Genomic DNA, 26,414 nt, shown 5'->3' with positions numbered 1-26,414 from the left:
AGGCAAAGCGCTCTTGTATCATGGGCGGCTCCAAAGGACGAAACCCGATGCGTATCCTCAACGAACGAAATGCCTGGCTGGCGATTGCCCTCGGCTCGGCGGGGCTTGCTGCGGCAAGCCTGATCCTGACCCCCTTGCTCGACCTTCACCCCTGCCCGCTGTGCATCTTCCAGCGCCTGCTGTTCATGGTCATTGCCGTGCTCGCCTTGTGCGCCGCCGCCGGGGTGCTGGTGTGGCCGACGGGCGGGCTGGTGATGGCGCTGGCGCTGCTCGGCATCGGTGTGTCGACCTACCAGAGCTGGTTGCAGAGCCAGCCCGCAGCGGACATGTTCTCGTGCGGCAGCGCCGACCCCAGCGTCATCGAGCGCTTCGTCTACTGGCTCGGCGAGCAGCTTCCCAGCCTCTTCATGGCGACCGGCTTCTGCGCCGACAAGGAGCTGGTGATCTTCGGCCTGTCGCTGGCCAACTGGGCATTGCTGTCCTTTGCCGGCATGCTGCTGGTTGGCGGCTGGGCGCTGCGCCGGCGCGTCGTGCGCCTGCGGCGCTCGCGGTGGTGAGCATGCGTGCGCTCATCGCCTTGCTGGCCGGGCTGCTCCTGCAGCTGCCCGCACACGCTCAGGTGCGCGACATTGACAATGCCCAGCTGCAGCAGCTCATCGAGCAGGGCGTGGCGGTGATCGACATCCGCCGCGCCGACGAGTGGCGGCAGACCGGGGTGGTGCCGGGCAGCCGCCTGCTGACCTTCTTCCAGGATCGTGCCTATCGCGTCTATGACATTCCGGCCTGGCTCGGCGCGGTGGCGCGCGAGATCCCGCCCGAGGCGCCGGTGGTGGTCATCTGCCGCACAGGCAATCGCACCCAGGCAGTGGCGGACCTGCTGCACCGCGCCGGTTACCGGCAGGTCTACAACGTCCGCGACGGCATTGTCGAGTGGCTGCGCGAAGGGCGCGCGGTGGCGCGCGTGGAGTGATCCGCGCCGCCGCCGGCGGGCCTCAGTGCGGGGCGCGCAGGGCGGCGTCGAGCTGGTCGACGAGTTCCGCCCAGTCGGCGTCCTCGGCCAGTTCCTCGCGCAGGAAGGCGGCCTGCGCGCTGTTCCAGAACGGTGCCTCGGCCAGCCGCACGTCCTCCGCAAGGGGGGCGTGGCTGCGGATGAAGGCGTCGATGGCCGCCGCGTCGGCGGCGAGGCCGAGCTGGGCGAAGAGTTCGCTGAAGTCGTGAACGGGCGCTTCCATGGTGCATCCTCCTTGTGCCGCGGCAGCGTAGCTGCCGGTGAGGACAGGCGCGCCGCGTCTGTGTGACCGCGCGCGCGGGCGGATGTTCGCCGGCACGCGCTACGGTGCGGATTCGAAGTGCAGGTAGGCGCGGTTGATGTTGAGACGGTGGAGTTCGGCAAAGTTGGCCAGATGTTCGAACTGCGGTGCCGCGGCCAGTGCGGCGACCGCGGCGTCCACGCCGGCCATCTCTTCGGCGAGCACTTTGACGTGTTCGACCAGGAAGGCGAGATAGGCGCCGGTCTGGGCTTCGGCGGTGGCGAGATCGGTGACGTTGCCGTGACCGGGGACGATTATCCTGGGTTGCAGGCCTTTGAGACCTTCGAAAGCGGCCAGCCAGCTTTCCGGATTGCTGCGCGGGCGCACCCCCAGCAGGCGGTCGACATAGACGTGATCGCCGGCAAAGGCGATGCCCTCCGCGGGCAGCCACACCACCATGTCTCCGGGAAAATGGGCATCGGCAAAGTAGTGGATTTCGATGCGCCGTCCGCCCAGTTCGAGCGTGCTGTGGTCATCGCCGAGCATCTGGCTGGCGTAGGCCGGGGTCGTGCCGGCGAGGCGTTCGCCGAGCACCGGGCGCAGCGCATCGAGCTGTTCGGCGGCCACCGCGCGCTGGGTGGCAACGGTGCGCTGCATGGCGATCACTTCCACGCCGCGCGCGCGGAAGTGATCGTTGCCCAGCCAGCGGTGATCCTGCGCGCCGGTGTTGATCACCCAGCGCACCGGCTTGCCGGTGAGGGCGACGGCCTGGCGTTCGAGCACTCCGGCAGCGCTGCGCGAGGCGCCGCTGTCGATGAGTATGGTGCCGTCGGCGGTGTCGATGACCCCGTAGTTGGCGTTGAGGGCGTGGTTGTCGAATGTCCGTGCGCCGGTCGGGCCGATCAGCGCATGGATGCCTGGGGCTACTTCCTCGGCGTGCAGGATCGATTCGTCGCTGGCCAGCGCTGCGCTGGGCAGCATGACGAGGGCGCACAGCAGGGTGGCAAGGCGGTGCAGGGCCATCGCGAATCTCCAGTTGTTCAATAAGGCACTGATGATACGTCGCGGGCTCTCAGCCGCCACGTGCGCTTGCCGGCAGCGCGCGTTCGTACCAGGCCCGGCTGCGCGTCACCGTGCGCACCAGCCACAGCATCACCGGCACTTCAATGAGCACGCCGACCACGGTGGCCAGCGCGGCGCCGGAGTCGAAGCCATAGAGCACGATGGCCACCGCCACGGCGAGTTCGAAGAAGTTTGAGGCGCCGATCATTGTGGACGGGCCGGCGATGTCGTGGCGTACGCGCAGGCGGCGGTTGAGCCAGTAGCCGAGGGCGGCAATGAGCAGGGTCTGCAGCAGGATGGGCACCGCAAGCATGGCGATGATGGCCGGCTGGGCGACGATGGTCTGGCCCTGGAAGGAGAACAGCAGCACCAGGGTGGCGAGCAGGGCGACGATGGAGAAGGGGCCGATACGTGCCATTGCGCTGTCGAACGCGGCCTGGCCGCGACGCAGCAGGCGGGCGCGAAGGAACTGGGCGATGGCCAGCGGGATGACGATGTACATCACCACCGAGAGGAACAGCGTGTCCCACGGCACCGGGATGGAGGAGACCCCGAGGAGGAGCGCAACGATGGGGGCGAAGGCGACCACCATCACGGCGTCGTTGAGCGCCACCTGGGTGAGGGTGAAGTTGGCGTTGCCCTTGCAGAGGTTGCTCCACACAAAGACCATCGCCGTGCACGGCGCGGCGCCGAGCAGGATGAGGCCGGCGATGTAGCTGTCGAGCTGTTCGGCGGGCAGCCAGGGGGCGAACACGTGGCGGATGAAGATCCACCCCAGCAGGGCCATGGTGAAGGGCTTTACCGCCCAGTTCACGAACAGGGTGATGCCGATGCCGGCCTTCTGCTGGCGCAGTTCGTGGAGTGCGCCGAAGTCGATCTTCATCAGCATGGGGATGATCATCACCCAGATCAGCAGGCCGACCGGGATGTTGACGTGGGCGACTTCCAGTGCCCCGACGGCATGGGCGACTTGCGGCGCGGCCTGGCCGAAGGCGGTGCCGGCGACGATGCACAGGAACACCCAGACGGTGAGATAGCGTTCGAAGAAACTGATCGGTGCGCCGGCGGCCTTGCGGGCGGTGACTTCACATTGTGCGGACATGGGTGGGGCTCGGGTAGGCGGTTCAGGAATGGCGCTGGCCGGCGGCCAGCGCCTGCAGGCGGGCGATGCCGACCGGCTCCTCGGCCTGCAGCGGGACGAGGGCGAGGCGCTGGGCGTGGAGGTTGCGCACGGCGTCGATCTGCGCCCATTCGGCGGCGGCGCGGCGCATCAGCAAAGGGCTGGTGGGTGAGGCGGCGGCGAGGCTGTTGTTGATCACCCAGGCCCACGGTTCGATGCCGGCGCGGCGCAGGTCGTCCTGCAGGCGGGCGGCTTCCAGCACCGGGGTGGTTTCGGCCAGGGTGACGATGAGCACGCGGGTCTGTGCCGGGTCCTGCAGCTGCATCATCGGCGTGGTGTAGTGGGTGATGCCGCTCTTGTCCATGTGGCGGGCCATCTCGCGGTGATAGGCGCCGGTGGCGTCGAGCAGCAGCAGGGTGTGGCCGGTGGGGGCGGTGTCCATCACTACGAACTTGCGCCCGGCTTCGCGGATGATGCGCGAGAAGGCCTGGAATACCGCGATCTCCTCGGTGCACGGCGAGCGCAGGTCTTCCTCGAGCAGGGCGCGGCCGTGGGCATCGAGATCCTTGCCCTTGGTGGTCAACACCTCTGCGCGGTAGCGCTCGGTCTCGGCGTGCGGGTCGATGCGGCTGACGGTGAGTTGTTGCAGGCTGCCTTCCAGGGTTTCGGTGAGGTGGGCGGCAGGGTCCGAGGTAGTGAGGTGTACCGGCAGGCCACGGCGGGCCAGTTCCACCGCCACCGCGGCGGCCAGCGTGGTCTTGCCGACGCCGCCCTTGCCCATCAGCATCACCAGACCGTGGCCGGCAGTGGCCAGTTCGTCGACCAGCGTGGCCAGCGCAGGCAGTGCGCCGGGTGCATTGGCGGGCGCCGCCGGCGTGGTGCTGAGAGCGCCGGCGTTGTCGTCGAGCAGGGCACGCAAGGCGGGCAGGCCGACGAGGTTGAAGGGCTTGAGGGGCACCTGGGTACGGGGCAGGGCGGCCACTGCGCCGGGCAGGGCGGCCAGTGCGCGCGCTTCGCGCGCGACGATGGCGGCGGCGAGCGCATCGCCGGCAGCCTCGGCCGCCGGCAGCACGCCGTTGATGACCAGATACTGGCGTTGCAGGCCGATGGCGGCGAGTTCGTCATGGGTGCGCGCCACTTCGCGCAGGGTCGAAGCCTGGGCGCGGGCCACCAGCACCAGGCGGGTGCGCAGCGGGTCGGCCAGTGCGGCGACGGCGGCGCGGTATTGCTGACGCTGCTTCTCCAGGCCGGCGAGCGGGCCGAGGCAGGAGGCGCCGTTGTCGTTGCTCTCCAGGAAACCGCTCCACGCCCCGGGCAGTTGCAGCAGACGGATGGTGTGGCCGGTGGGGGCGGTGTCGAAGACGATGTGGTCGAAACCGGCGATCAGGGCATCGTCGGTGAGCAGACCGGTGAACTCGTCGAAGGCGGCGATCTCGGTGGTGCACGCGCCGGAGAGCTGTTCCTCGATGCCGCGCACCACGTCCTCGGGCAGCACGCCGCGCACCGGGCCGACGATGCGCTCGCGGTAGGCGCCGGCGGCGGCCTCGGGGTCGATTTCGAGGGCGGTGAGGCCGGGTACCGCGTCAATCGTGACGAGGCGGTTGCCGATCTGCGTGTCGAACACCTGGCCGACGTTGGAGGCCGGATCGGTGCTCACCAGCAGCACGCGACGGCCGGAGTCGGCCAGCCGCACCGCCGTTGCACAGGCCAGCGAGGTCTTGCCGACCCCCCCCTTGCCGGTGAAGAAGAGGAAGCGCGGCGGCTGCTCGAGGAAGTCCATCATCGTCTCCGTGCTGCTGATCAGCAGCACTTGCCGCCGCTGCAGCAGTCGCTGCCCACGGCCTGCACCGGAAGTGCGCTGATGCCCGCCCAGCGTGCCAGTTCGGCACGTGTCGGGTAGCGCCCGGCGAGCGCCATCTCGCCATCGACCAGCACCAGCGGCAGCGCATCCTGCCCGGAGCGTTCGAGGAAGGCCTTCACTACGGCATTGCCGGCAAAGGCCAGCGGCTGCTGGGCGAGGTTGTAGCGTTCGATGCGGGCGCCCTGCTGACGGGCCCAGTCGAGATCGGCGGCGGCGTTGACCAGGGCCTGGTCGACCTCGGTGCCGCATACGCCGGTGCTGCAGCACAGGGCGGGGTCGAAGATATGGATGGTTTTCATGGCGCGGTACTCCTTGGTGGTTGTTGCGCGGTGTTCAGGCGTTGAGCGTGCCGATGCGTTCGAGCGCGGCCCTGAAGGCGGCCGGATCCTGCTGCGCAAGATCTGCGGGCAGGGCGAGGAAGGCCTCGATGCGGGTGCGCAGGATGCGGTAGGCGGTGTCGAACGCCGCGTCGATCTCGGCGTCCGTGCCGGTGGCCTTTGCCGGGTCGTCCACGCCCCAGTGCGCGCGTGGCACCGGTGCCAGGTACAGCGGGCAGGTTTCACCCGCGGCGCTGGCGCACACGGTGATGACGATGTCGGGGGTGGCCGGCAGGGCGTCCCAGGATTTGCTGTGATAGCCGGTGGTGGCGATGCCTTCGCGTTCGAGTACGGCCAGCGAGCGTGGATGCACGTAGCCGGCGGGCTGGCTGCCGGCGCTCATGGCGCGCATGCCGGCCGGGGCGAGGGCGTTGAAGGTGGCCTCGGCGAGGATGGAACGGCAGGAGTTGCCTGTGCACAGGAAGAGGATGTTGGTCATTTGCAGGGGTTTTCCGTGGAGCATTGCAGAGCGGGAAGAAAGGCCGCGACGCCGGGGACGCCGGCGCGCAGTTCGGCGCATTCCTCGGGGTGGTCGCCGCAGCAGTTGGCGGTGAGGTAGGCGATGGTGGCGAGCATCAGCGGGATGTTGGCGCGGTAACGCTGGAAGCGGCCTTCCTGTTCGACATCGACGAGCCCGGCGGCAAGCAGGTTCTTGAGGTGGAAGGAGAGGTTGGCGGGCGGAATGTCGAGGGCGCTGGCCAGCTCGCCCGCCACCCGCCCCTGGCGCCCGGCCTGCACGAGGAGGCGGAAGGCATCCAGGCGCACACCGGAGGAGAGGGCTTCGAAGACCTGCAGGACGGCGCTGCGATCGGTGCTGGGGGCAGGAGGTGTCATGAACTGTTAAACAATTAAAGAAATGTTTGACTATTATTCGCCGCACGCCCGCTGGCGTCAACAGTGCTGCGGGAGGGCGCCTTGAGCGTGAGATAATTCCGCGCGCCGGTGCTGAAATCTGAACGAGTATTGCCTCGTTCTCGTGCAATGACTTTGCAATGCTTGGGGGCGCGGCTGTCGCGGTGGCGTGGGGCGCACCAGCGGGTGCTCCAGCCGGTCGTGCACGTGTTGCGAAGCGGTGGTCGACAGCAATGTCTGCTGCGTTGCGGCAGTTGTGGGCATGGTCGCGGGCTTTGCCGGATAATGCCGGCGTCCTGATCTGTAGAGGTGCGGTGATGACGACGAAGGGCAGTCTCCTGCGGGGGGTGTGGGTGGGCGCATGCGCGGCGCTGCTGCTGGCATTGCCGCTGCCGGTGCAGGCGCTGGCGCTCTCCCTGGCGGGGGTCTTCGGCAACCGCGCGGTGCTGGTGGTCGAAGGCGGTGCGCCGCAGACCGTGGCCCAGGGGCGCAGCACGCGCGAAGGCGTGCAGGTGCTCGAAGTCGGCAGCGACTGGGCGCTGGTTGACGTGCACGGGCGGCGCGAGCGCCTCGAGCTCGGGCGTGCCCCGGTGCAGGTCGAGGGGGCGGCGCGCGAGAGTGCCGGCGGCGACACCCTGGTGCTGGTTCCTGACAGCCAGGGGCATTACTACGCCGGCGGCAGCATCAATGGCGCCACGGTGCGCTTCCTGCTCGATACCGGGGCTACGATGGTGTCGATGGGGCGCGCCGACGCCCGCCGTGCGGGGGTGAACCTGCAGGGCGCACAGCGCGTGCGGGCGCAGACCGCCAATGGCGTGGTCACGGTCTGGCAGGTGCGCCTCGACAGCGTGCGCGTCGGCGACCTCGTGCTGCATGGTGTGGATGGCTTGGTCCACGAGGCCGACATGCCCCAGGTGCTGCTCGGGATGAGCTTCCTGCAGCGCATGGACATGGAGCGTCAGGGCGGGCACCTGCTGCTGCGCAAGCGTTTCTGAAGCGAACTGCGGCATGTGCACAGGGCGTGCGATTTGCCTGCAGGTGAGCACCCCCTTATAATCCCCCGGTTTAACCGACGGGGTGTCGCTGTGGCCAGCAAACTCGTAGCCGGAAACTGGAAGATGAATGGCGCGTTGGCGGACAACGCGGCGCTGCTCCGTGCGCTGGCGGGTGCCGGCGATCTCGCGGTGGCCTGTTCCGTGTGCGTGCCGTATCCCTATCTTGCCCAGGCGCACGACTGTCTGCAGGGTTCGGCGATCATGACCGGCGCCCAGGACGTCAGCGAGTACGTTGCCGGCGCCTACACCGGCGAGGTCAGTGCGGCGATGCTGGCGGAGTTTGGTTGCCTCCATGTCATCGTCGGGCATTCCGAGCGTCGTACACTGTTCGCCGAGGACGACCGTCAGGTCGGGCGCAAGGCGGCAGCGGCGCTGGGCGGTGGGCTGATTCCCATCGTCTGCGTCGGCGAAACCCTGGCGCAGCGCGAGGCTGGCGAGACCGTGGAGGTGATCCGCCGCCAGCTCGATGCCGTTGCCGAGGTGCTCGGTGGCGAGGCGCTCGGGCGGGTGGTGCTGGCTTACGAGCCGGTATGGGCGATCGGCAGCGGGCGCTCGGCCAGTACCGAGCAGGTCGGCGAGGTGCATGGGGCGATCCGGGCCTGGCTGCGTGAGCGCTGCGCGCAGGCGGATGCGGTGTCCATCCTCTATGGGGGCAGCGTCAAGCCCGCCAATGCCGCCGAGCTGTTCGCGGTGGCCGACGTCGATGGCGGCTTGATCGGCGGTGCCGCGCTGGTCGCGGAAGATTTTCTGGCGATTTGCCGCGCCGCGGCAGAGAGCTGAATGTGCAACGTTTCTTGCAAGGTCTGGAATGAATAACTTCGCTTTTTCGATGGTCCTTTCGGTCCATGTCATCGTCGGTCTGGCGGTCATTGCGCTGGTGCTGATGCAGCATGGCAAGGGGGCCGACATGGGGGCTGCGTTCGGTGGTGGTTCCTCGGGCAGCCTGTTCGGTTCCTCGGGTTCGGCGAACTTTCTCAGCCGCACCACTGCCGTGCTGGCGACCATCTTCTTCTGCACCAGCCTGGGTCTGAGCTACCTCGCCAGCAACAAGCCGGCGGCGCCCGCCAGTGTGATGGAGAGTGTCGCGCCGGGTGCCGTGCCGGCAGCGCCCGCAGTTCCCGCAAACGACGACGGGGCGGCCGATTCGCGTTCGCAGGCAATCCCGAAATAAGCTATAAATAGAGTTTGCGCACCGCAGGAAAGGACGTATAATTGCGGTCGCTGAAACAAGACGTGCCGACGTGGTGAAATTGGTAGACACGCCATCTTGAGGGGGTGGTGGCGCAAGCCGTGTGAGTTCGAGTCTCACCGTCGGCACCAGAGTTTCAGAAGCGCCCGCGCAAAGCGGGCGTTTCCTTGCAGGACAAGGCAGGGCAGGATAATTAAAACTATAAGAGTCTCAACTCAACGGGGGTTGTTGAACGATGCTGGAAAGCTATTTTCCCGTCCTGGTCTTCATTCTTGTGGGCCTTGGGTTCGGTATAGTGCCCATCCTGCTCGGGCGCCTGGTGGCGCCATGGCGTCCTGACAGCGAAAAGCTGTCGCCCTACGAATGCGGCTTCGAGGCGTTTGAAGACGCCCGCATGAAGTTCGACGTCCGTTACTACCTGATCGCCATCCTCTTCATTCTCTTCGATCTCGAAATCGCCTTCCTCTTCCCGTGGGCGACCGTCTTCCAGGATTTCATCGCGGCCGGCGAACATGCGTGGTTCGTGTTCGGCGCGGTCATGGTCTTTTTAGCCGTGCTGGTCATCGGCTACATCGTCGAGTGGAAAAACGGCGCACTCGACTGGGAGTAATGCATGAGCATCGAGGGCGTCTTTCGCGAAGGCTTCGTCACCACTTCGCTTGATGCGGTAATCAACTGGACGCGCACCGGCTCGCTGTGGCCGATGACTTTCGGTCTGGCCTGCTGTGCGGTGGAAATGATCCATGCCGGCTGTTCGCGCTATGACCTCGATCGCTTCGGGGTGGTGTTCCGCCCCAGTCCGCGCCAGTCCGACCTGATGATCGTTGCCGGCACGCTGTGCAACAAGATGGCGCCGGCGCTGCGCAAGGTCTATGACCAGATGGCCGAACCGCGCTGGGTGATCTCCATGGGGTCGTGTGCCAACGGCGGCGGTTACTACCATTACTCCTATTCGGTGGTGCGCGGTTGCGACCGCATCGTGCCGGTCGATGTCTATGTGCCGGGCTGTCCGCCGACGGCCGAGGCGCTGATGTACGGCATCATCCAGTTGCAGAACAAGATCAAGCGCACCAACACCATTGCGCGCTGACAGGTAGCCCGGAACCATGAGTGCGAAACTGGAAAGACTCGGCGAAACGCTGCGTACCGCCCTCGGCGACATGCTGCGGAGTGTCGTCACTGACCGCGGTGAGGTGAGCATCGAGGTGCTCGCGGCCGATTACCTGCAGGCAGCGCAGATCCTGCGCGATCATGCCGATCTGCAGTTCGAGCAGCTTATCGACGTTTCCGGGCTGGATTACTCCACCTACGGCAACGCGCCGCGCGAAGGCGGGCGCTTCGCCGTTGCCACCCATCTGCTGTCGATCAAGTACAACTGGCGCCTGCGTCTGCGTGCCTTTGCCGAGGACGACGCCTTTCCGGTGCTCGATTCGCTGGTCGGCGTATGGCCGAGCGCGAACTGGTTCGAGCGCGAGGCCTTCGATCTCTACGGCATCATGTTCAGCGGCCATCCCGACCTGCGTCGCATCCTCACCGACTATGGTTTTGTCGGCCACCCGTTCCGCAAGGATTTCCCCGTCTCCGGTCATGTCGAGATGCGCTACGACCCCGAGGCCGGCCGCGTGGTGTACCAGCCGGTGACCATTGCGCCGCGCGAGAACACGCCGCGCATCGTCCGTGAAGAACACTACGGGGACGTCGGTCATGGCTGAGATCCGCAACTACACCATCAACTTCGGTCCGCAGCACCCCTCCGCGCACGGCGTGCTGCGTCTGGTGCTGGAACTCGACGGCGAAGTCGTCGAGCGCGCCGATCCGCACATCGGCCTGCTCCACCGCGGTACCGAGAAGCTCGCCGAGACCCGTACCTGGGTGCAGTCGGTGCCCTACATGGACCGGCTCGACTACGTCTCCATGATGTGCAACGAGCACGCTTACTGCATGGCCATCGAGCGCCTGCTGGGCGTGCAGGTGCCCGAGCGTGCGCAGTACATCCGGGTGATGTTCGACGAAATCACGCGCATCCTCAACCACCTGCTGAACATCGGCACCCACGCGCTCGACATCGGCGCGATGACCATGGTGCTGTACACCTTCCGCGAGCGCGAAGATCTCATGGATGCCTACGAGGCGGTCTCCGGCGCGCGCATGCATGCGGCCTACTACCGTCCGGGCGGCGTCTATCGCGACCTGCCCGAGCGCATGCCGCAGTACGAGGTGAACCGCTTCAAGAACGAGAAGACCGTGCGCGAGCTCAACGAGGCGCGTCAGGGGTCGCTGCTCGACTTCCTCGAAGACTTCACCGAGCGCTTCCCGCGCTACTGTGACGAGTACGAGACCCTGCTCACCGACAACCGCATCTGGAAGCAGCGCACCGTCGGCATCGGCGTGGTCACCCCCGAACAGGCGCTTGCCTGGGGCTTCTCCGGCCCCATGCTGCGCGGCTCCGGGATTGCCTGGGATCTGCGCAAGAAGCAGCCCTACGAAGTGTATGACAAGGTGGATTTCGACATCCCGGTGGGCAAGAACGGCGACTGCTACGACCGTTACCTGTGCCGCATGGAGGAAATGCGCCAGTCCAACCGCATCATCCGCCAGTGCATCGACTGGCTGCGCAGCAATCCGGGGCCGGTGATCACCGACAACCACAAGGTCGCCCCGCCGCCGCGCGAGAAGATGAAGGCGAACATGGAAGAGCTGATCCACCACTTCAAGCTGTTCACCGAGGGCATGCACGTGCCCGCAGGCGAGGTCTATGCCGCGGTCGAGCATCCGAAGGGCGAGTTCGGCGTCTATGCGGTCTCCGACGGTGCCAACAAGCCCTACCGCCTCAAGCTGCGCGCCCCCGGGTTCGCGCACCTGGCGGCGATGGACGAACTTGCCCGCGGGCACATGATCGCCGACGTGGTGGCGATCATCGGCACCATGGACGTGGTGTTCGGCGAGATCGACCGCTAGCGCGCAAGGCAGGCAAGGGCAGGGCGTCGCGGCTGGCGGCGCGGCAGACAGGAACAGGCAGGCTGACGGGAAGACGAGTACGCAATGCTGAGCCAGGAATCACTCCAACAGATCGATCGCGAGGTCGCCAAGTATCCGCCGGAGCAGAAGCAGTCCGCGGTGATGGCGGCGCTGCGCATCGCCCAGGTCGAAAAAGGCTGGCTGGCCAACGAGACCATCGAGTTCGTCGCCAACTACCTGGGCATGCCGCCGATCGCCGCCTATGAGGTGGCGAGCTTCTACAACATGTACGACCTGCAGCCGGTCGGGCGCCACAAGATCACCGTGTGCACCAATCTGCCCTGTGCGTTGTCGGGTGGCGTGCATGCGGCCGAGTACCTGAAGGAAAAGCTCGGCATCGACTTCAACGAGACCACGCCCGACGGCCTGTTCACCTTGAAGGAAGGCGAGTGCATGGGCGCCTGTGGCGATGCCCCGGTGCTGCTGCACAACAACCACCGCATGTGCAGCTGGATGACCAAGGAAAGGATCGACCAGCTGCTGGCCGAACTGGGTGGCAAATGAGCGCACAAGGAATGATCCTCGCCGGCTGTGACGGCGACCGCAGCTGGCGGCTGCAGGACTATCTCGCCCGTGGCGGCTATGCCGCGCTGAAGAAGATCGTCGCCGAAAAGATTCCCCAGGAAACCATCATCGCCGAGCTGAAGACCTCGGTGCTGCGCGGCCGTGGCGGCGCGGGCTTTCCGACCGGGCTGAAGTGGAGCTTCATGCCGCGCTCCTTCCCCGGCGACAAGTATCTGGCCTGCAACTCCGACGAGGGCGAGCCGGGCACCTTCAAGGACCGCGACATCCTGCGCTACAACCCCCACAGCGTCATCGAGGGTATGGCCATTGCCGCCTATGCGATGGGCGCGGCGCGCGGCTACAACTACATCCACGGCGAGATCTTCGAGATCTACCAGCGCTTCGAGGAAGCCCTGGAAGAAGCGCGCGCGGCGCAGCTGATCGGCCAGAACATCCTCGGTTCGGATTTCTCCTTCGAGCTCTTCGCCCACCACGGCTACGGCGCCTACATCTGCGGCGAGGAAACCGCGCTGCTCGAATCGATCGAAGGCAAGAAGGGCCAGCCGCGCTTCAAGCCGCCCTTCCCGGCGAGCTACGGCCTGTACGGCAAGCCCACGACGATCAACAACACCGAAACCTTCGCCTCGGTGCCCTTCATCATGAACATGGGCGGCGAGGGCTTCCTCAATCTCGGCAAACCCAACAACGGCGGCATGAAGCTGTTTTCGGTGTCGGGTCACGTCAATCGCCCGGGCAACTACGAGGTGCCGATGGGCACGCCCTTCGCCGAGCTGCTCGAGATGGCCGGCGGCATGCGCGGCGGGCGCAAGCTGAAGGCGGTGATTCCCGGCGGTTCGTCGGCCCCGGTGGTGCCCGCCGGGATCATGATGGACTGCACCATGGACTACGACTCGATCTCCAAGGCGGGGTCGATGCTTGGTTCCGGCGCGGTGATCGTCATGGACGAGACCACCTGCATGGTGAAGGCGCTGGAGCGTCTGTCCTACTTCTACTTCGAGGAATCCTGCGGCCAGTGCACACCGTGCCGCGAAGGCACCGGCTGGCTGTACCGCGTGGTGCATCGCATCGAGCACGGCCTCGGCCGGCCGGACGACCTCGATCTGCTCAACTCGGTCACCGCCAACATCATGGGCCGCACCATCTGCGCCCTCGGTGACGCCGCCTCGATGCCGGTGCAGAGCTTCGTCAAGCACTTCGGCGACGAGTTCATGTACCACATCGAAAACAAGAAGTGCCTCGTGCCGCCCGAAGTGCAGTACGCCGGCAGCCAAATCTACGTGAGCCCCTCATGCTAGAGATCGAAATCGACGGCAAGCAGCTGGCGGTGGAGGATGGCAGCACCGTGATGGATGCCGCCACCCAGGCCGGCGTCTACATCCCCCATTTCTGCTACCACAAGAAGCTCTCCATCGCGGCGAGCTGCCGCATGTGCCTGGTGCAGGTGGAGAAGGCGCCCAAGCCGCTGCCCGCCTGTGCCACTCCGGTGACCGCCGGGATGAAGGTGTGGACGCGCTCGGAAGCCGCCATCAAGGCCCAGAAGGGCGTGATGGAGTTCCTGCTGATCAACCACCCGCTCGACTGCCCGATCTGCGACCAGGGCGGCGAATGCCAGCTGCAGGACATCGCGGTGGGCTACGGCGGCGTGACCTCGCGCTATCAGGAAGAAAAGCGCGTGGTGTTCAACAAGAACCTCGGGCCCCTGGTGTCCACCGACATGACGCGGTGCATCAACTGCACCCGCTGCGTGCGCTTCACCACCGAGATCGCCGGCGAGATGGAACTCGGTCAGGCCTTCCGCGGCGAGCACGCGGAGATCATGCCCTTCATCGAGAAGACGGTCGATTCCGAACTCTCGGGCAACATCATCGACCTCTGCCCGGTCGGTGCACTGACCTCCAAACCCTTCCGCTTCTCCGCGCGTACCTGGGAAATGTCGCGTCGCCGCGCAGTGAGCCCGCACGATTCGCTGGGTGCCAACCTGATCGTGCAGACCAAGCACGACGTGGTGATGCGCGTGCTGCCCTATGAGAACGAAGAACTCAACGAGTGCTGGCTGTCCGACAAGGACCGCTTCTCCTATGAAGGCCTCAACAGCGACGAGCGCCTGACCACGCCGCAGATCAAGCAGGGTGGTGAGTGGAAGGCGGTGGACTGGCAGACCGCGCTGGAATTCGTTGCCAACGGGCTCGCCGGTGTGGCGCGCGATCATGGCGGCGAGGCCATCGGTGCGCTGGCTTCGCCGCACGCCACGGTCGAAGAGCTCTTCCTGCTGCAGAAGCTCACCCGCGGGCTGGGTTCCGGCAACGTCGATTTCCGCCTGCGGCAGAGCGACTTCCGCGCCGACGCGGCGCGCGCCGGCGCGCCCTGGCTGGGCATGAAGGTCGCCGAGGTGGGCGAGCTCAACCGCCTGCTGGTGATCGGCAGCTTCCTGCGCAAGGACAATCCGCTGCTCGCCCAGCGCGTGCGCCAGGCCGCCAGGCGCGGCCTCCACGTCAGCGTGGTCGGTCCCACCGCCGACGACTGGCTGCTGCCGGTGCGCCAGCGTGCGCTGGTGGCGCCGTCGGCGATGGTCGACAGCCTCGGGCAGATCGTTGTTGCCCTTGCCGCCGAGAAGGGCGCCGAGGTGGACGCGCTGCTGCGCGACAGGCTGCCCGCGCAGGCCGGTGACGAGGCGCGCGCGATTGCCGCCAGCCTGGCTAGCGGGCGCAAGGTCGCGGTGTGGCTGAGCAACCTCGCGGTGCAGGATCGCCGTGCCGCCGAACTGCAGCAACTGGCCAACGAGATTGCCCGCCTGTGCGGTGGTCGCGCCGGCGTGATCGGCGAGGCGGCCAACAGCGTTGGCGGTTATCTGGCCGCGGCGCTGCCTTCCGCGGGGGGGCTGGACGCCCGCGGCATGCTCGAACAGGCACGCAAGGCCTATGTGGTGCTGGGGGCCGAGCCGGATCTGGATTTCGCCAACCCGGCGCTCACCCGTGCGGCGCTTGGCACCGCACAGCTGGTGGTGGCGCTTTCCGCCTTCGATGCCGAGAGCCTGCGCGAAGTCGCCGATGTGATGCTGCCGGTGGCGCCGTTTGCCGAGACCTCCGGGACCTTCGTGAATTGCGAGGGGCGGGCGCAGAGTTTCGTTGCCGTTGCCCGTCCGCAGGGTGATACCCGCCCGGCGTGGAAGGTGCTGCGCGTGCTCGGCAACCTCCTCGCGCTGCCCGGTTTCGATTACCAGGATTCCGAAGCGGTGCGCGACGAGGCCCTTGCCGGCGACATCGCCACGCGTCTCGACAACCGCGTCGGCGAGATCGCCCCGTTTGCCGTGGTGCCTGCGACCTGCGAGCGCGTCACCGACGTTCCCATCCATTTCGCCGATCCGCTCGTCCGGCGGGCGCCGGCACTGGCCCGCAGCCGCGACGCCGCAGCGCCGGTGGCGCGCGCCAGCGCCGCAACCCTGGCCGCGCTGGGCGTGGAGGCGGGTGCCCGGGTGCGGCTGGCGCAGGAAGGCGGGCGCGTGGACCTCGCCATCGTCGCCGACGACGGGGTTGCCGCCGGCTGCGTGCGCGTGCCCGCGGCCCATCCGGCCACTGCCGGCCTCGGTGCGATGAGCGGTGCAATCAGCGTGGAGCGTATCTGATGGAAGCAATGCTCGAACCGGTGGCGCAGTTCTTCGGTCCGACCTGGCCGCTGGTGTGGACCCTGGTCAAGATCGTCGCCATCATCGCCCCGCTGATGATCTGCGTGGCCTACCTGACGCTCGCCGAGCGCAAGGTGATCGGCTACATGCAGGTGCGCATCGGCCCCAACCGCGTCGGCCCGCTCGGCCTGCTGCAGCCCATCGCCGACGGCATGAAGCTGCTGTTCAAGGAAATCATCGTCCCGAGCGGCGCCTCCAAGGGCCTCTTCATCCTCGGCCCCATCCTCGCCATCGCCCCGTCGCTGGTGGCCTGGGCCGTGGTGCCCTTCGACGAAGGCCTGGTGCTGGCCAACGTCAATGCCGGCCTGCTGTTCCTGCTCGCGGTGACCTCCATGGAGGTGTACGGGGTGATCGTCGCCGGCTGGGCGTCGAACTCCAAGTATCCCTTCCTCGGCTCGATGCGCGCCGCCGCGCAGATGGTGTCCTACGAGGTGTCGATGGGCTTCGCGCTGATCTGCGTGCTGCTGATCTCCGCCAGCCTCAACCTCACCGACATCGTGCTGTCGCAGGGCTCGGGCCGCTTCCACGACATGGGTCTGTCCTTCCTGTCGTGGAACTGGCTGCCGCTGCTGCCGATGTTCGTGGTCTTCGTCATCTCCGGCATTGCCGAGACCAACCGCGCACCCTTCGACGTGGTCGAAGGCGAGGCCGAGGTGGTCGCCGGCCACATGGTCGAATACTCCGGCATGAGCTTCGCGCTGTTCTTCCTCGCCGAATACGCCAACATGATCCTGGTCTCCATCCTGACCTCGGTCCTGTTCCTCGGCGGCTGGCTGTCGCCGGTGGGCTTCCTGCCCGACGGCTTCCATTGGCTGGCGCTGAAGACCGCCGCCATCCTGTTCATCTTCCTGTGGGCACGGGCGACCTTCCCGCGCTTCCGCTACGACCACATCATGCGTCTGGGCTGGAAGGTGTTCATTCCCGTCACCCTCGTCTGGGTGATCGTCGTGGCGGTGTGGATGATGTCCCCGCTGTCGATCTGGCGCTGATAGAGGAAGGACCATGGGAGCCAAGGATTTCATCGGTAGCCTGTTCCTCAAGGAACTGCTCAAGGGCATGCAGCTCACCGGGCGGCATCTGTTCGCCCGCAAGATCACCATCCAGTTTCCGGAAGAGAAGACACCGCAGAGCAACCGTTTCCGCGGCCTGCATGCGCTGCGCCGCTACCCCAACGGGGAGGAGCGCTGCATCGCCTGCAAGCTGTGCGAGGCGATCTGCCCGGCGATGGCGATCACCATCGAGTCCGAGCAGCGCGACGACGGTTCACGCCGCACCTCGCGCTACGACATCGACCTGACCAAGTGCATCTTCTGCGGTTTCTGCGAAGAGGCCTGCCCGGTCGATGCCATTGTCGAGACGCGGGTGTTCGAATACCACGGCGAGCAGCGCGGCGATCTCTATTACACCAAGCAGATGCTGCTGGCGGTGGGTGACCGGCACGAGGCGCAGATCGCCGCCGACCGCGAACAGGATGCCAAGTACCGCTAAAAGGGCGCCCGCCTGAGCGGGACCCACAGGACCGAACATGGACTTCAAGACCTTTGTCTTCTACTTTCTCGGCGCCATCCTGGTGTTCGCCGCGCTGCGCGTGATCACCGCGCGCAACCCGGTGCATGCCGCGCTCTACCTGGTGCTCGCCTTCTTCACCGCGGGCGGCGTGTGGCTGCTGCTGCATGCCGAGTTCCTCGCCATCGTGCTGGTGATGGTCTACGTCGGCGCGGTGATGGTGCTCTTCCTGTTCGTCGTGATGATGCTCGACATCAACGTCGAACGCCTGCGCCAGGGCTTCTGGAGCTACCTGCCGGTGGGCGCGCTGATCGGCATCCTGCTGGTGGTGGAAATGACCATCGTGCTCGGCGGGCGCTACTTCGGCCTTGAGGTGATGCCCGAGCCGCCGGCGATGGCCGAGGGCTACAGCAACACCCGCGCGCTCGGCATGGTGCTGTATACCGAATACGTCTATCCCTTCGAGCTGGCCTCGCTGGTGCTGCTGGTGGCGATGATCGTCGCCGTCACCCTGACCCTGCGCAAGCGCAAGGGCACCAAGTACATCAACCCCGACGACCAGGTGGCGGTGAAACGCGAAGGCCGGGTCGAACTGGTGAAGATGCCGGCGGAAAAGGAATAAGCCATGCTCACGCTTTCGCTCTCGCACTACCTGATCCTCGGCGCCATCCTGTTCGCCATCGGCATCGTCGGCATCTTCCTCAACCGCAAGAACCTCATCGTGCTGCTGATGGCCATCGAACTGATGCTGCTGGCGGTGAACATGAACTTCGTCGCCTTCTCCTACTATCTGGGCGACATTGCCGGGCAGGTCTTCGTTTTCTTCATCCTCACCGTGGCGGCGGCCGAATCGGCCATCGGCCTGGCGATCCTGGTGGTGCTGTTCCGCAATCTGCGCACCATCCACGTGGATGATCTGGACAGCCTCAAGGGTTAAAAGGGACACGGCGCGATGATTATCAGCACCTACACGATGCTATCCAGTGGTTCTAAGCTAGCCCTTTTTATTGCCCTCACGGTCCTTGCTCTGCTTGCCGGGGCTCTTCTGGCCTTGAACGCACGCCGGCGGCTGTTTGGCTGCGCAGGTGCCCGCGCAGTGGGCTTTGTCGGCCTGGTTGCGGGACTGCCGGCCCTGATGATGGGCCTCTCCAGGGTCGAGATGGAGATGCTGTACCGCGTGGTGCCGCTGGCTCCGTTGGCCGGTGCGCTCATTGCCGGCCTGTTCGGCAAGGCGGTCGGGCGCGCGGGCGCACATCTCGTCACCAGCTTCGGCGTACTGGTTGCCCTCGCTGCGTCGATACTGATCTATGTCGATGTTCTCGCCGGCAACACCTTCAACGACACCGTTTATACGTGGATGGAGGCCGGCGGCATCACTTTCGAGATCGGCTTCCTGATCGACTCGCTGACCGTGATGATGATGCTGGTGGTGACCTTCGTGTCGCTGATGGTGCACGTCTACACCATCGGCTACATGTCGGAAGATCCCGGCTATCAGCGCTTCTTCAGCTACATCTCGCTGTTCACCTTCTCCATGCTGATGCTGGTGATGTCGAACAACTTCCTCCAGCTCTTCTTCGGCTGGGAGGCGGTGGGCCTGGTGTCCTACCTGCTGATCGGTTTCTGGTACAAGCGCCCGACGGCGATCTATGCCAACCTCAAGGCCTTCCTGGTCAACCGCGTCGGCGACTTCGGCTTCCTGCTCGGCATCGGCCTCATCGTTGCCTACACCGGCAGCCTCGACTACGCGGAGGTCTTCGAGGAGGCCGGCAATCTCGCCAGTCTGGAGATGGCCGGCACCGGCTGGCCGCTGATCACGGCGATCTGCATCTGCCTGTTCATCGGCGCGATGGGCAAGTCCGCCCAGGTGCCGCTGCACGTCTGGCTGCCCGATTCCATGGAAGGCCCGACGCCGATCTCGGCGCTGATCCACGCCGCCACCATGGTCACCGCCGGCATCTTCATGGTGGCGCGCATGTCGCCGCTGTTCGAACTGTCCGACGCGGCGCTCTCCTTCGTGCTGGTGATCGGTGCGACCACCGCGCTGTTCATGGGTTTCCTCGGCATCGTGCAGAACGACATCAAGCGCGTGGTGGCCTATTCCACGCTCTCCCAGCTCGGCTACATGACCGTGGCGCTGGGTGTGTCGGCCTACTCGGCGGCGGTGTTCCACCTGATGACCCACGCCTTCTTCAAGGCCCTGCTGTTCCTCGGCGCCGGTTCGGTGATCATCGGCATGCACCACGACCAGGACATGCGCAACATGGGCGGGCTGCGCAAGTACATGCCCATTACCTGGATCACCTCGCTGCTCGGTTCGCTGGCGCTGATCGGCTTCCCGCTGTTCTCCGGTTTCTATTCCAAGGATTCGATCATCGAGGCCGTCCATGCGGCGCAGATCCCCGGCGCCGGCTATGCGCTGTTCTGCGTGCTGCTGGGGGTCTTCGTCACCGCCTTCTACTCCTTCCGCATGTACTTCCTGGTCTTCCACGGTGAGGAACGCTTCGGCAAGGCGCATGACGCCCACCACCACGACGCCCACGCCGACGACGATCATCAGGACGACCACCACCATGGCCTCGCGCCCGGGCAGAAGCCCCACGAATCGCCCTGGGTGGTCACCGTGCCGCTGGTGCTGCTGGCCATCCCGTCGGTGCTGATCGGCTACTTCACCATCGAGCCGATGCTGTTCGGCGAGTGGTTCAAGAGTGTGATCTTCGTCGGTGACAACCACGTTGGCCTCAGCGAGCTCGCGGCCAGCTTCCACAGCCCGCTGGGCATGGCCGTCCATGGCCTGCAGACTGCGCCGTTCTGGCTGGCGATGGGCGGGGTGGCGCTGTCGTGGTACTTCTACATGAAGCGTCCGGACATCCCCGCCGCCATCCAGCGCCGTTTCAGCGCCGTGCATACGCTGCTGGAGAACAAGTACTACTTCGACCGCTTCAACGAAGTGTTCTTCGCCGCCGGTTCGCGCCTGCTGGGCCGTGGCCTGTGGAAGGGCGGCGACCAGGCGCTGATCGACGGTGCGGTGGTCAACGGCTCGGCCAGGCTGGTGGGCTGGATCTCCCAGGCCAGCCGCCTGCTGCAGACCGGACACCTCTACCAGTACGCCTTTGCGATGATCATCGGCGTATTCGTGCTGCTCACCTTCTGGTTCAACCGCGGCTGAGCCGGCCGCTCCCGCTCGCCCAACGACAAAGACGCCACAGCGGCAACGTACTGAACGGAAAGCAACAATGACGGACATGCCACTCCTCAGTCTCGCGATCTGGATCCCGATCTTCGGTGGTCTGCTGGTGCTCGCCACCGGATCGGATCGCAACGCGCCGCTGGCGCGCGCCCTCGCGCTGCTGGTCGCAGTGGCCGGCTTCGCGGTCACCGTGCCGCTCTATCTGGGCTTCGATACCGGCACGGCGACCATGCAGTTTGTCGAGATGGCGCCGTGGATCCGCCCCTACAACATCAACTACCACCTCGGGGTGGACGGCATCTCGGTGCTGTTCGTGATCCTCAACGCCTTCGTTACGGTGATCGTGGTGCTCGCCGGCTGGGAGGTCATCCGCGAGAAGGTGGCGCAGTACATGGCCGCCTTCCTGATCATGTCGGGTCTTATGAACGGCATCTTCTCCGCGCTCGACGGCGTGCTGTTCTACGTCTTCTTCGAAGCCTCGCTGATCCCGCTCTATCTGGTCATCGGCATCTGGGGCGGCGCCAACCGCGTCTATGCGGCGATCAAGTTCTTCCTCTACACCCTGGCCGGCTCGCTGCTGATGCTGGTGGCGCTGCTCTACCTCTTCCTGCAGGCCGGCGGCAGCTTCAGCATCCTCGACTGGCACCAGCTGCCCATCCCGATGGGCGCGCAGTCGCTGATCTTCTTCGCCTTCCTGGCGGCTTTCGCGGTCAAGGTGCCGATGTGGCCGGTGCACACCTGGCTGCCCGACGCCCACGTCGAGGCCCCCACCGGTGGTTCGGTGGTGCTGGCGGCGATCGCGCTGAAGCTCGGCGCCTACGGCTTCCTGCGCTTCTCGCTGCCCATCGTCCCCGATGCGGCGCAGTACTACGCGCCGCTGCTGATCACGCTGTCGCTGGTCGCGGTGGTGTATATCGGCTTCGTCGCCCTGGTGCAGACCGACATGAAGAAGCTGGTGGCCTACTCGTCGATCGCCCACATGGGCTTCGTCACCCTGGGCTTCTTCATGTTCAACCAGCTCGGCATCGAAGGCGCGCTGGTGCAGATGATCTCCCACGGCTTCGTCTCCGGCGCCATGTTCCTGTGCATCGGCGTGCTCTATGACCGCATGCACTCGCGCAACATCGCCGACTACGGCGGCGTGGTGAACAAAATGCCGAAGTTCGCCGCCTTCTTCATGCTCTTTGCCATGGCCAACGCCGGCCTGCCCGGCACCAGCGGCTTCGTCGGCGAGTTCATGGTGGTGCTCGGCGCGGTGCAGTTCAACTTCTGGGTGGCCTTCCTCGCCGCCACTACGCTCATCCTCGGCGCCGCCTACAGCCTGTGGATGTACAAGCGCGTGGTGTTCGGCGAGGTCGCCAACGATCACGTCGCCCAGCTCGACGACATCAACGGGCGCGAGTTCGCCTTCCTCGCCATCCTGGCCTTCTGCGTGCTGGCGATGGGCGTCTACCCCTTCCCGTTCACCGAAGTGATGCATGCCTCGGTCGATGAACTCCTGCGGCACATCGCCGTGAGCAAGCTCTGAGCGATCAGGCGAACCCCCTTTACGGACCGGTCAGAAGATGAATTTCGTAGTTCCCGACTTCTACCCCGCAGCGGCCGAGATCTTCGTCGCCGTGATGGCTCTCGTGATCATGCTCGCCGGCGCCTTCGCGCGCAGCGTGCGCTGGCTGGCCTACACGCTGACCCAGCTCACCCTGGTCGGCGCGGCGCTGATCACCATCTTCGTGCCCAGCGTCGATGTGAGCTACACCTTCAGCGGCATGTTCGTCTCCGATCTCTTCGGCAACGTGCTCAAGCTGCTCATCTATCTCGCCGTCGGGGTTGCCCTGCTGTACGGTCGCGGCTACCTCGCCGACCGCCGCATGGAGCGTCCGGAGTACTACCTGCTGGCGGTGCTGATGACCCTCGGGATGATGGTGATGGTCAGCGCCAACCACCTCCTGACCCTCTACATCGGCCTCGAGATGATGTCGCTGGCGCTCTACGGCATGACCGCCTTCGACCGCGACTCGGTGCGCTCCACCGAGGCGGCGATGAAGTACTTCGTCCTCGGCGCGCTCGCCTCCGGCCTGCTGCTGTACGGCATGTCGATGATCTACGGCGCCACCGGCGCACTCGACTTCGTCTCCATCAAGGATGCGCTGTACTTCCAGACCGCCAACAAGACCGTGCTGCTGTTCGGTCTGGTGTTCCTGATGGCCGGCATCGCCTTCAAGCTCGGCGTGGTGCCCTTCCACATGTGGGTGCCCGACGTCTATCAGGGCGCGCCCACCGCGGTCACCCTGCTGATTGCCAGCGCGCCCAAGCTCGCCGCCTTCGCGATGACCATGCGCCTGCTGGTGTTCGCGCTCTTCGAGCTCGCCGAGCAGTGGCAGGCGATGCTGATGTTCCTCGCCGTGCTGTCGATCATCCTCGGCAACCTTGCCGCCATCGCGCAGAGCAACATCAAGCGCATGCTGGCGTATTCGGGCATCTCGCACATGGGCTTCATGCTCCTCGGCCTGGTTGCCGGGGTCGTCAGCGGCGAAACCCACAATGCCATCACCGCCTACAGCGCGGCGATGTTCTACGCCGTGGCCTATGTGCTGATGAGCCTGGCCTCCTTCGGCATGGTGCTGCTGCTCGCCCGTGCCGGCTTCGAGGCCGAGGAGATCGACGACTTCAAGGGGCTCAACAAGCGCAGCCCGTGGTTTGCCGCGATGATGATGATCGTCATGTTCTCGATGGCCGGCATCCCCTTCTTCATCGGCTTCTTTGCCAAGCTCGCGGTGCTGCAGTCGGTGGTCGCCGCCGGCTACGTGTGGCTGGCGGTGCTGGCGGTGGTGATGTCGGTGATCGGCGCCTTCTACTACCTGCGCGTGGTCAAGGTGATGTACTTCGACGCGCCTGCCGACGACGCCCCCATCCACGCCCCGGCCGAGATGCGGGTTATGATGTCGGTCAATGGCCTGTCCATCGCCGCCCTCGGCCTGATGCCGCAGGGCCTCACCTACCTGTGCTGGATCGCGCTGCTGGCCTCGCTGACCTGAGCCCGGTCCTGTCCGACGGAGTACTCATGACCCAGACTGCAGGCGTCTACATCCTGCTCGGCCTCGCCTTCGTGGCCGCCAACCTGCCTTTCCTGTTCGAACGCGTGCTGTTCGTCGTGCGCCCTGCCGGCGGAGTGAAGAACTTCGCCTGGCGGCTGCTCGAACTGCTGCTGCTGTACTTCGCCGTCGGCGCGCTCGCCCAGGTCCTGGAAGTGCGCGCGCACGGCAGTGCCTACCCGCAGAACTGGGAGTTCTATGCCACCACGCTGAGCCTGTTCATCGTCTTCGCCTACCCCGGCTTCGTGTATCGCTACCTGTGGCAGGGCCGGCGGCGGCGTGCGGCGGCCGTTTCTGCATGAACGCAGGCGACGGCGCGGACGATCCGCTGAGCGAAACCGGGCTGGCCTCCGAAACCGTCTTTGCCGGCCGTCTGCTCACCGTGCTGCGCGACACCGTGCGCCTGCCCGATGGCAAGCAGGGGGTGCGCGAGTACGTGCGCCATCCTGGCGCGGTGGCCATCGTCGCGGTGCTGGCGGACGGGCGCCTGGTGTTCGAGCGCCAGTTCCGCTATCCGCTGCGGCGCGCTTTCCTCGAGGTGCCGGCGGGCAAGATCGATCCCGGCGAGGACATCCTCGCCTGTGCCCGTCGCGAGCTGCGCGAGGAGGCCGGTTACGAGGCGGCGCGCTGGGACCATCTGGGGGTCATGCACCCGTGCATCGGCTATGCCGATGAACGCATCGAACTCTTTCTGGCCCGTGATCTCGTCGAGGTCGGCAATGCGCTCGACGACGGCGAGTTTCTCGAACTGCTGACGCTCAGTCCGCAGGAGGCCGAAGCGGCGGTCCTCGACGGCCGCATCACCGACGGCAAGACCATTGCCGCGCTGTTCCGCGCCCTGCCGCTGCTGCGCGGCTGAGGCCGCAGGCTGACAACGGAGAGACCGCCATGCCCATGTTCGTCGACACGTCCCCGCCCGGACAGTGCATCTTCTGCCGCCTGGTGGCCGGTGAGATTCCCGCCGCGCGGGTCCATGAAGATGAGCTGACGCTTGCCTTCATGGACATCGGTCAGGTCAATCCCGGGCATGTGCTGGTGGCAGTCAAGCGTCACGCCGCCACGCTGCTCGACCTCACCGAGGAGGAGGCCGCGGCGGCAATGCGCACCGCGCGCCGTGTCGCCCTTGCGGTGCGCGAGGCCTTCGACCCGCCGGGCATCACCCTGCTGCAGGCCAACGGCAAGGAGGGCGATCAGACGGTGTTCCACTTCCATCTTCACGTCGTTTCCCGTCACGGTGACGATGGCATTGCCCTGTCGTGGCCGCGCAAGGATCCGCCCTTCGCCGTCCTGCAAGGCTACGCCGAGCGCCTGCGCGGCGTTCTCGCCGCAGGCTGAGCGCCCTCGCCGGGTGCTCCCGAGCGTGTTTTTCACCACTGCCCGCAGCAGGGGTGATGTACTGCTACAGGCTTCGCGCTATGCTGTAGAGAAAATGCTGTGGCCCGGTGCTGCGCGGTGACCGGGTGCGCCAACGGGGGGGGAAGATGCTGCGCATTGCGGAAGCCTTTTTCGAGACGCCGCAGGCCCTCGCCGTGGCCGGCGGCGACGATGCACTGGCGCAGGCCGATCTTGTCCTGGTGTTTGCCGCGCGGCAGTTCTTCGAGACCCCTGATTTTCCTGCCCAGCTCGCCCGTCTGTGCCCGCGCGCACTGATCGCCGGCTGTTCGAGCGCTGGCGAGATCCGTGCCGCGGGGGTCAGCGAAGACGGTTGCGTGCTGGCCGCGCTGCGTTTCCAGCACACCACGCTGAAGCTTGTCAGCACGACGCTTGCGGGGGAGGGCGACTCCCATGCCGCGGGTGCGCGTCTGGCCGCGCAGCTGCGTCCGCTGGCGCCGCGCGCGGTGTTGCTGTTTGCCCCCGGCGTGCATGTCAATGGCAGCGCACTCGCCGATGGCCTCGCTCACGGACTCGGCCCCGCGGTGGCGGTGGCCGGCGGTCTGGCCGGTGACGGCACGGCCTTTGCCCGCACCTACACCATCGGCCCCGCGGGGGTCGCCGACAATGCCGTGGTTGCGCTGGCCCTGTGCGGCGAGGCGCTGCGCTTCGGCGCCGCCGCGCAGGGGGGCTGGCTGCCCTTCGGCCCCGCACGGCAGGTTACGGCCTGCTCCGGCAACGTCCTTCATGCCCTCGATGGTCAGCCCGCGCTGGCCCTCTATCGTCACTATCTCGGCGACTATGCCGCCGAGTTGCCGGCGTCGGCGCTGCTCTTCCCGCTTGCCATCCTCGATGCGCAGATGCAGCCGAGCGGCGTGATCCGGACCATCCTGGGGATTGACGAGCGTGCCGGCAGCCTCATCCTGGCCGGCTCGGTGGAGGCCGGCAGCTACCTGCAACTGATGCAGGCGGGTACCAACCATCTCGTCGATGCCGCCGAGATGGCTGCCGAAACCCTTGCCGCGCAAACTGAGGACGCCGCCGCTGCGCTGGTCTTGCTGGTGAGTTGTGTAGGGCGTCGGCTGGTGATGGGGGCCAGGGTGGACGAGGAGGTGGAGGCGGTGGCGGCCACCATGGGGAGCGCGGCGCGTCTGATCGGGTTCTACTCTTACGGTGAGATTGGCCCCGCCGGGGGCAGCGGCCACTGCCTGCTCAACAACCAGACCATGACCCTGGCGCGGATCGCGGAGGACTGAGCCGTGGC

Annotated in this window: 30 protein-coding genes and 1 tRNA gene; 24 read left to right on the top strand and 7 right to left on the bottom strand. The window is 66.2% G+C overall.

Translation table 11 applies throughout. The features are described from left to right. The first annotated feature begins 47 nt into the window (after window positions 1-47). A complete protein-coding gene (locus tag C8261_RS09495; RefSeq protein WP_107493457.1) occupies window positions 48-557 on the top strand; it encodes a disulfide bond formation protein B in 510 nt (169 codons plus the stop codon). A gap of 2 nt (window positions 558-559) precedes the next feature. Beyond that, window positions 560-970: a rhodanese-like domain-containing protein gene (locus C8261_RS09490; RefSeq protein WP_107493456.1), complete on the top strand. Its 411-nt coding sequence runs from the start codon at window positions 560-562 to the stop codon at window positions 968-970. Window positions 971-992: 22 nt separating this feature from the next. Here the strand turns inward: C8261_RS09490 and C8261_RS09485 are convergent, their stop codons facing one another. The 7 genes from C8261_RS09485 to C8261_RS09455 all read right to left on the bottom strand — a co-directional run bounded on the left by C8261_RS09485 (window position 993) and on the right by C8261_RS09455 (window position 6,504). After that, window positions 993-1,232, bottom strand: coding sequence for a DUF2789 domain-containing protein (locus C8261_RS09485; protein WP_107493455.1), 240 nt, complete (start codon window positions 1,230-1,232; stop codon window positions 993-995). 99 nt (window positions 1,233-1,331) lie between these two features. Beyond that, the gene (locus C8261_RS09480) at window positions 1,332-2,273 is read right to left on the bottom strand and encodes an MBL fold metallo-hydrolase (RefSeq protein WP_107493454.1); all 942 of its coding nucleotides are present in this window, start codon (window positions 2,271-2,273) and stop codon (window positions 1,332-1,334) included. Window positions 2,274-2,322: 49 nt separating this feature from the next. Then, window positions 2,323-3,414, bottom strand: coding sequence for an ACR3 family arsenite efflux transporter (gene arsB / locus C8261_RS09475; RefSeq protein WP_107493453.1), 1,092 nt, complete (start codon window positions 3,412-3,414; stop codon window positions 2,323-2,325). Window positions 3,415-3,436: 22 nt separating this feature from the next. Further along, window positions 3,437-5,212: an arsenical pump-driving ATPase gene (gene arsA, locus C8261_RS09470; protein WP_181358915.1), complete on the bottom strand. Its 1,776-nt coding sequence runs from the start codon at window positions 5,210-5,212 to the stop codon at window positions 3,437-3,439. Window positions 5,213-5,232: 20 nt separating this feature from the next. Further along, window positions 5,233-5,592 (bottom strand): arsenite efflux transporter metallochaperone ArsD, encoded by a 360-nt coding sequence (gene arsD, locus C8261_RS09465; protein WP_107493452.1) that lies wholly within the window; start codon window positions 5,590-5,592, stop codon window positions 5,233-5,235. 34 nt (window positions 5,593-5,626) lie between these two features. Then, window positions 5,627-6,109, bottom strand: coding sequence for an arsenate reductase ArsC (locus C8261_RS09460; RefSeq protein ID WP_107493451.1), 483 nt, complete (start codon window positions 6,107-6,109; stop codon window positions 5,627-5,629). Further along, window positions 6,106-6,504, bottom strand: coding sequence for an ArsR/SmtB family transcription factor (locus C8261_RS09455; protein ID WP_107493450.1), 399 nt, complete (start codon window positions 6,502-6,504; stop codon window positions 6,106-6,108). The genes C8261_RS09460 and C8261_RS09455 overlap by 4 nt, the downstream gene beginning before the upstream one ends. Window positions 6,505-6,839: 335 nt before the next feature. Here C8261_RS09455 and C8261_RS09450 point away from each other — a divergent pair, with 335 nt between their 5' ends. From C8261_RS09450 to C8261_RS09345, 22 genes are all read left to right on the top strand, one after another. Beyond that, a complete protein-coding gene (locus C8261_RS09450; RefSeq protein ID WP_107493449.1) occupies window positions 6,840-7,517 on the top strand; it encodes a retropepsin-like aspartic protease family protein in 678 nt (225 codons plus the stop codon). Between the two features lie 90 nt (window positions 7,518-7,607). Next, on the top strand, window positions 7,608-8,357 hold the full coding sequence (gene tpiA / locus C8261_RS09445) for a triose-phosphate isomerase (protein WP_107493448.1): 750 nt from the start codon (window positions 7,608-7,610) through the stop codon (window positions 8,355-8,357). A 28-nt stretch (window positions 8,358-8,385) separates the two neighbouring features. Further along, a complete protein-coding gene (gene secG, locus C8261_RS09440; protein ID WP_107493447.1) occupies window positions 8,386-8,748 on the top strand; it encodes a preprotein translocase subunit SecG in 363 nt (120 codons plus the stop codon). A 64-nt stretch (window positions 8,749-8,812) separates the two neighbouring features. Then, window positions 8,813-8,897: transfer RNA gene (locus C8261_RS09435), tRNA-Leu, on the top strand. A 104-nt stretch (window positions 8,898-9,001) separates the two neighbouring features. Next, entirely contained in the window at window positions 9,002-9,376 is a 375-nt protein-coding gene (gene ndhC, locus C8261_RS09430) for an NADH-quinone oxidoreductase subunit A (RefSeq protein WP_107493446.1), read from the top strand. A gap of 3 nt (window positions 9,377-9,379) precedes the next feature. After that, entirely contained in the window at window positions 9,380-9,856 is a 477-nt protein-coding gene (locus C8261_RS09425) for a NuoB/complex I 20 kDa subunit family protein (protein WP_107493445.1), read from the top strand. 16 nt (window positions 9,857-9,872) lie between these two features. Beyond that, window positions 9,873-10,478, top strand: coding sequence for an NADH-quinone oxidoreductase subunit C (locus C8261_RS09420; RefSeq protein ID WP_107493444.1), 606 nt, complete (start codon window positions 9,873-9,875; stop codon window positions 10,476-10,478). Beyond that, on the top strand, window positions 10,471-11,724 hold the full coding sequence (locus C8261_RS09415; protein WP_107493443.1) for an NADH-quinone oxidoreductase subunit D: 1,254 nt from the start codon (window positions 10,471-10,473) through the stop codon (window positions 11,722-11,724). Before C8261_RS09420 ends, C8261_RS09415 begins: the two co-directional genes overlap by 8 nt. Before the next feature lie 84 nt (window positions 11,725-11,808). Further along, window positions 11,809-12,288, top strand: coding sequence for an NADH-quinone oxidoreductase subunit NuoE (gene nuoE / locus C8261_RS09410; RefSeq protein ID WP_107493442.1), 480 nt, complete (start codon window positions 11,809-11,811; stop codon window positions 12,286-12,288). Window positions 12,289-12,299: 11 nt separating this feature from the next. Beyond that, window positions 12,300-13,604 (top strand): NADH-quinone oxidoreductase subunit NuoF, encoded by a 1,305-nt coding sequence (gene nuoF / locus C8261_RS09405; protein ID WP_107493441.1) that lies wholly within the window; start codon window positions 12,300-12,302, stop codon window positions 13,602-13,604. After that, window positions 13,598-15,931, top strand: coding sequence for an NADH-quinone oxidoreductase subunit NuoG (gene nuoG / locus C8261_RS09400; protein WP_107493440.1), 2,334 nt, complete (start codon window positions 13,598-13,600; stop codon window positions 15,929-15,931). Before nuoF ends, nuoG begins: the two co-directional genes overlap by 7 nt. Continuing rightward, complete coding sequence (gene nuoH / locus C8261_RS09395; protein ID WP_107493439.1) at window positions 15,931-16,980, top strand: NADH-quinone oxidoreductase subunit NuoH; 1,050 nt, start codon at window positions 15,931-15,933, stop codon at window positions 16,978-16,980. Before nuoG ends, nuoH begins: the two co-directional genes overlap by 1 nt. A 13-nt stretch (window positions 16,981-16,993) precedes the next feature. Then, window positions 16,994-17,479 (top strand): NADH-quinone oxidoreductase subunit NuoI, encoded by a 486-nt coding sequence (gene nuoI / locus C8261_RS09390; protein ID WP_107493438.1) that lies wholly within the window; start codon window positions 16,994-16,996, stop codon window positions 17,477-17,479. 37 nt (window positions 17,480-17,516) lie between these two features. Next, entirely contained in the window at window positions 17,517-18,119 is a 603-nt protein-coding gene (locus tag C8261_RS09385) for an NADH-quinone oxidoreductase subunit J (protein WP_107493437.1), read from the top strand. A gap of 3 nt (window positions 18,120-18,122) precedes the next feature. Next, complete coding sequence (gene nuoK, locus C8261_RS09380) at window positions 18,123-18,434, top strand: NADH-quinone oxidoreductase subunit NuoK (RefSeq protein WP_107493436.1); 312 nt, start codon at window positions 18,123-18,125, stop codon at window positions 18,432-18,434. A gap of 201 nt (window positions 18,435-18,635) precedes the next feature. Next, complete coding sequence (gene nuoL, locus C8261_RS09375) at window positions 18,636-20,666, top strand: NADH-quinone oxidoreductase subunit L (protein ID WP_107493511.1); 2,031 nt, start codon at window positions 18,636-18,638, stop codon at window positions 20,664-20,666. A gap of 67 nt (window positions 20,667-20,733) precedes the next feature. Then, window positions 20,734-22,215, top strand: a complete 1,482-nt coding sequence (locus tag C8261_RS09370; RefSeq protein WP_107493435.1) for an NADH-quinone oxidoreductase subunit M — start codon at window positions 20,734-20,736, stop codon at window positions 22,213-22,215. Between the two features lie 37 nt (window positions 22,216-22,252). After that, the gene (gene nuoN, locus C8261_RS09365; RefSeq protein ID WP_107493434.1) at window positions 22,253-23,722 is read left to right on the top strand and encodes an NADH-quinone oxidoreductase subunit NuoN; all 1,470 of its coding nucleotides are present in this window, start codon (window positions 22,253-22,255) and stop codon (window positions 23,720-23,722) included. 26 nt (window positions 23,723-23,748) lie between these two features. Next, on the top strand, window positions 23,749-24,081 hold the full coding sequence (locus tag C8261_RS09360; RefSeq protein WP_107493433.1) for a DUF2818 family protein: 333 nt from the start codon (window positions 23,749-23,751) through the stop codon (window positions 24,079-24,081). Beyond that, window positions 24,078-24,638, top strand: a complete 561-nt coding sequence (locus C8261_RS09355; protein WP_107493432.1) for an NUDIX domain-containing protein — start codon at window positions 24,078-24,080, stop codon at window positions 24,636-24,638. Before C8261_RS09360 ends, C8261_RS09355 begins: the two co-directional genes overlap by 4 nt. Before the next feature lie 29 nt (window positions 24,639-24,667). Continuing rightward, entirely contained in the window at window positions 24,668-25,114 is a 447-nt protein-coding gene (locus tag C8261_RS09350) for an HIT family protein (protein WP_107493431.1), read from the top strand. Between the two features lie 146 nt (window positions 25,115-25,260). Further along, the gene (locus tag C8261_RS09345; protein ID WP_107493430.1) at window positions 25,261-26,406 is read left to right on the top strand and encodes an FIST signal transduction protein; all 1,146 of its coding nucleotides are present in this window, start codon (window positions 25,261-25,263) and stop codon (window positions 26,404-26,406) included. Window positions 26,407-26,414 lie beyond the last annotated feature (8 nt).

The sequence above is a fragment of the Pseudothauera lacus genome, assembly GCF_003034845.1.
Lineage (GTDB): Bacteria > Pseudomonadota > Gammaproteobacteria > Burkholderiales > Rhodocyclaceae > Pseudothauera > Pseudothauera lacus.
The sequence above is the reverse complement of the archived record's forward strand: the minus strand, read 5'-3'. Positions and strand labels throughout refer to the sequence as shown.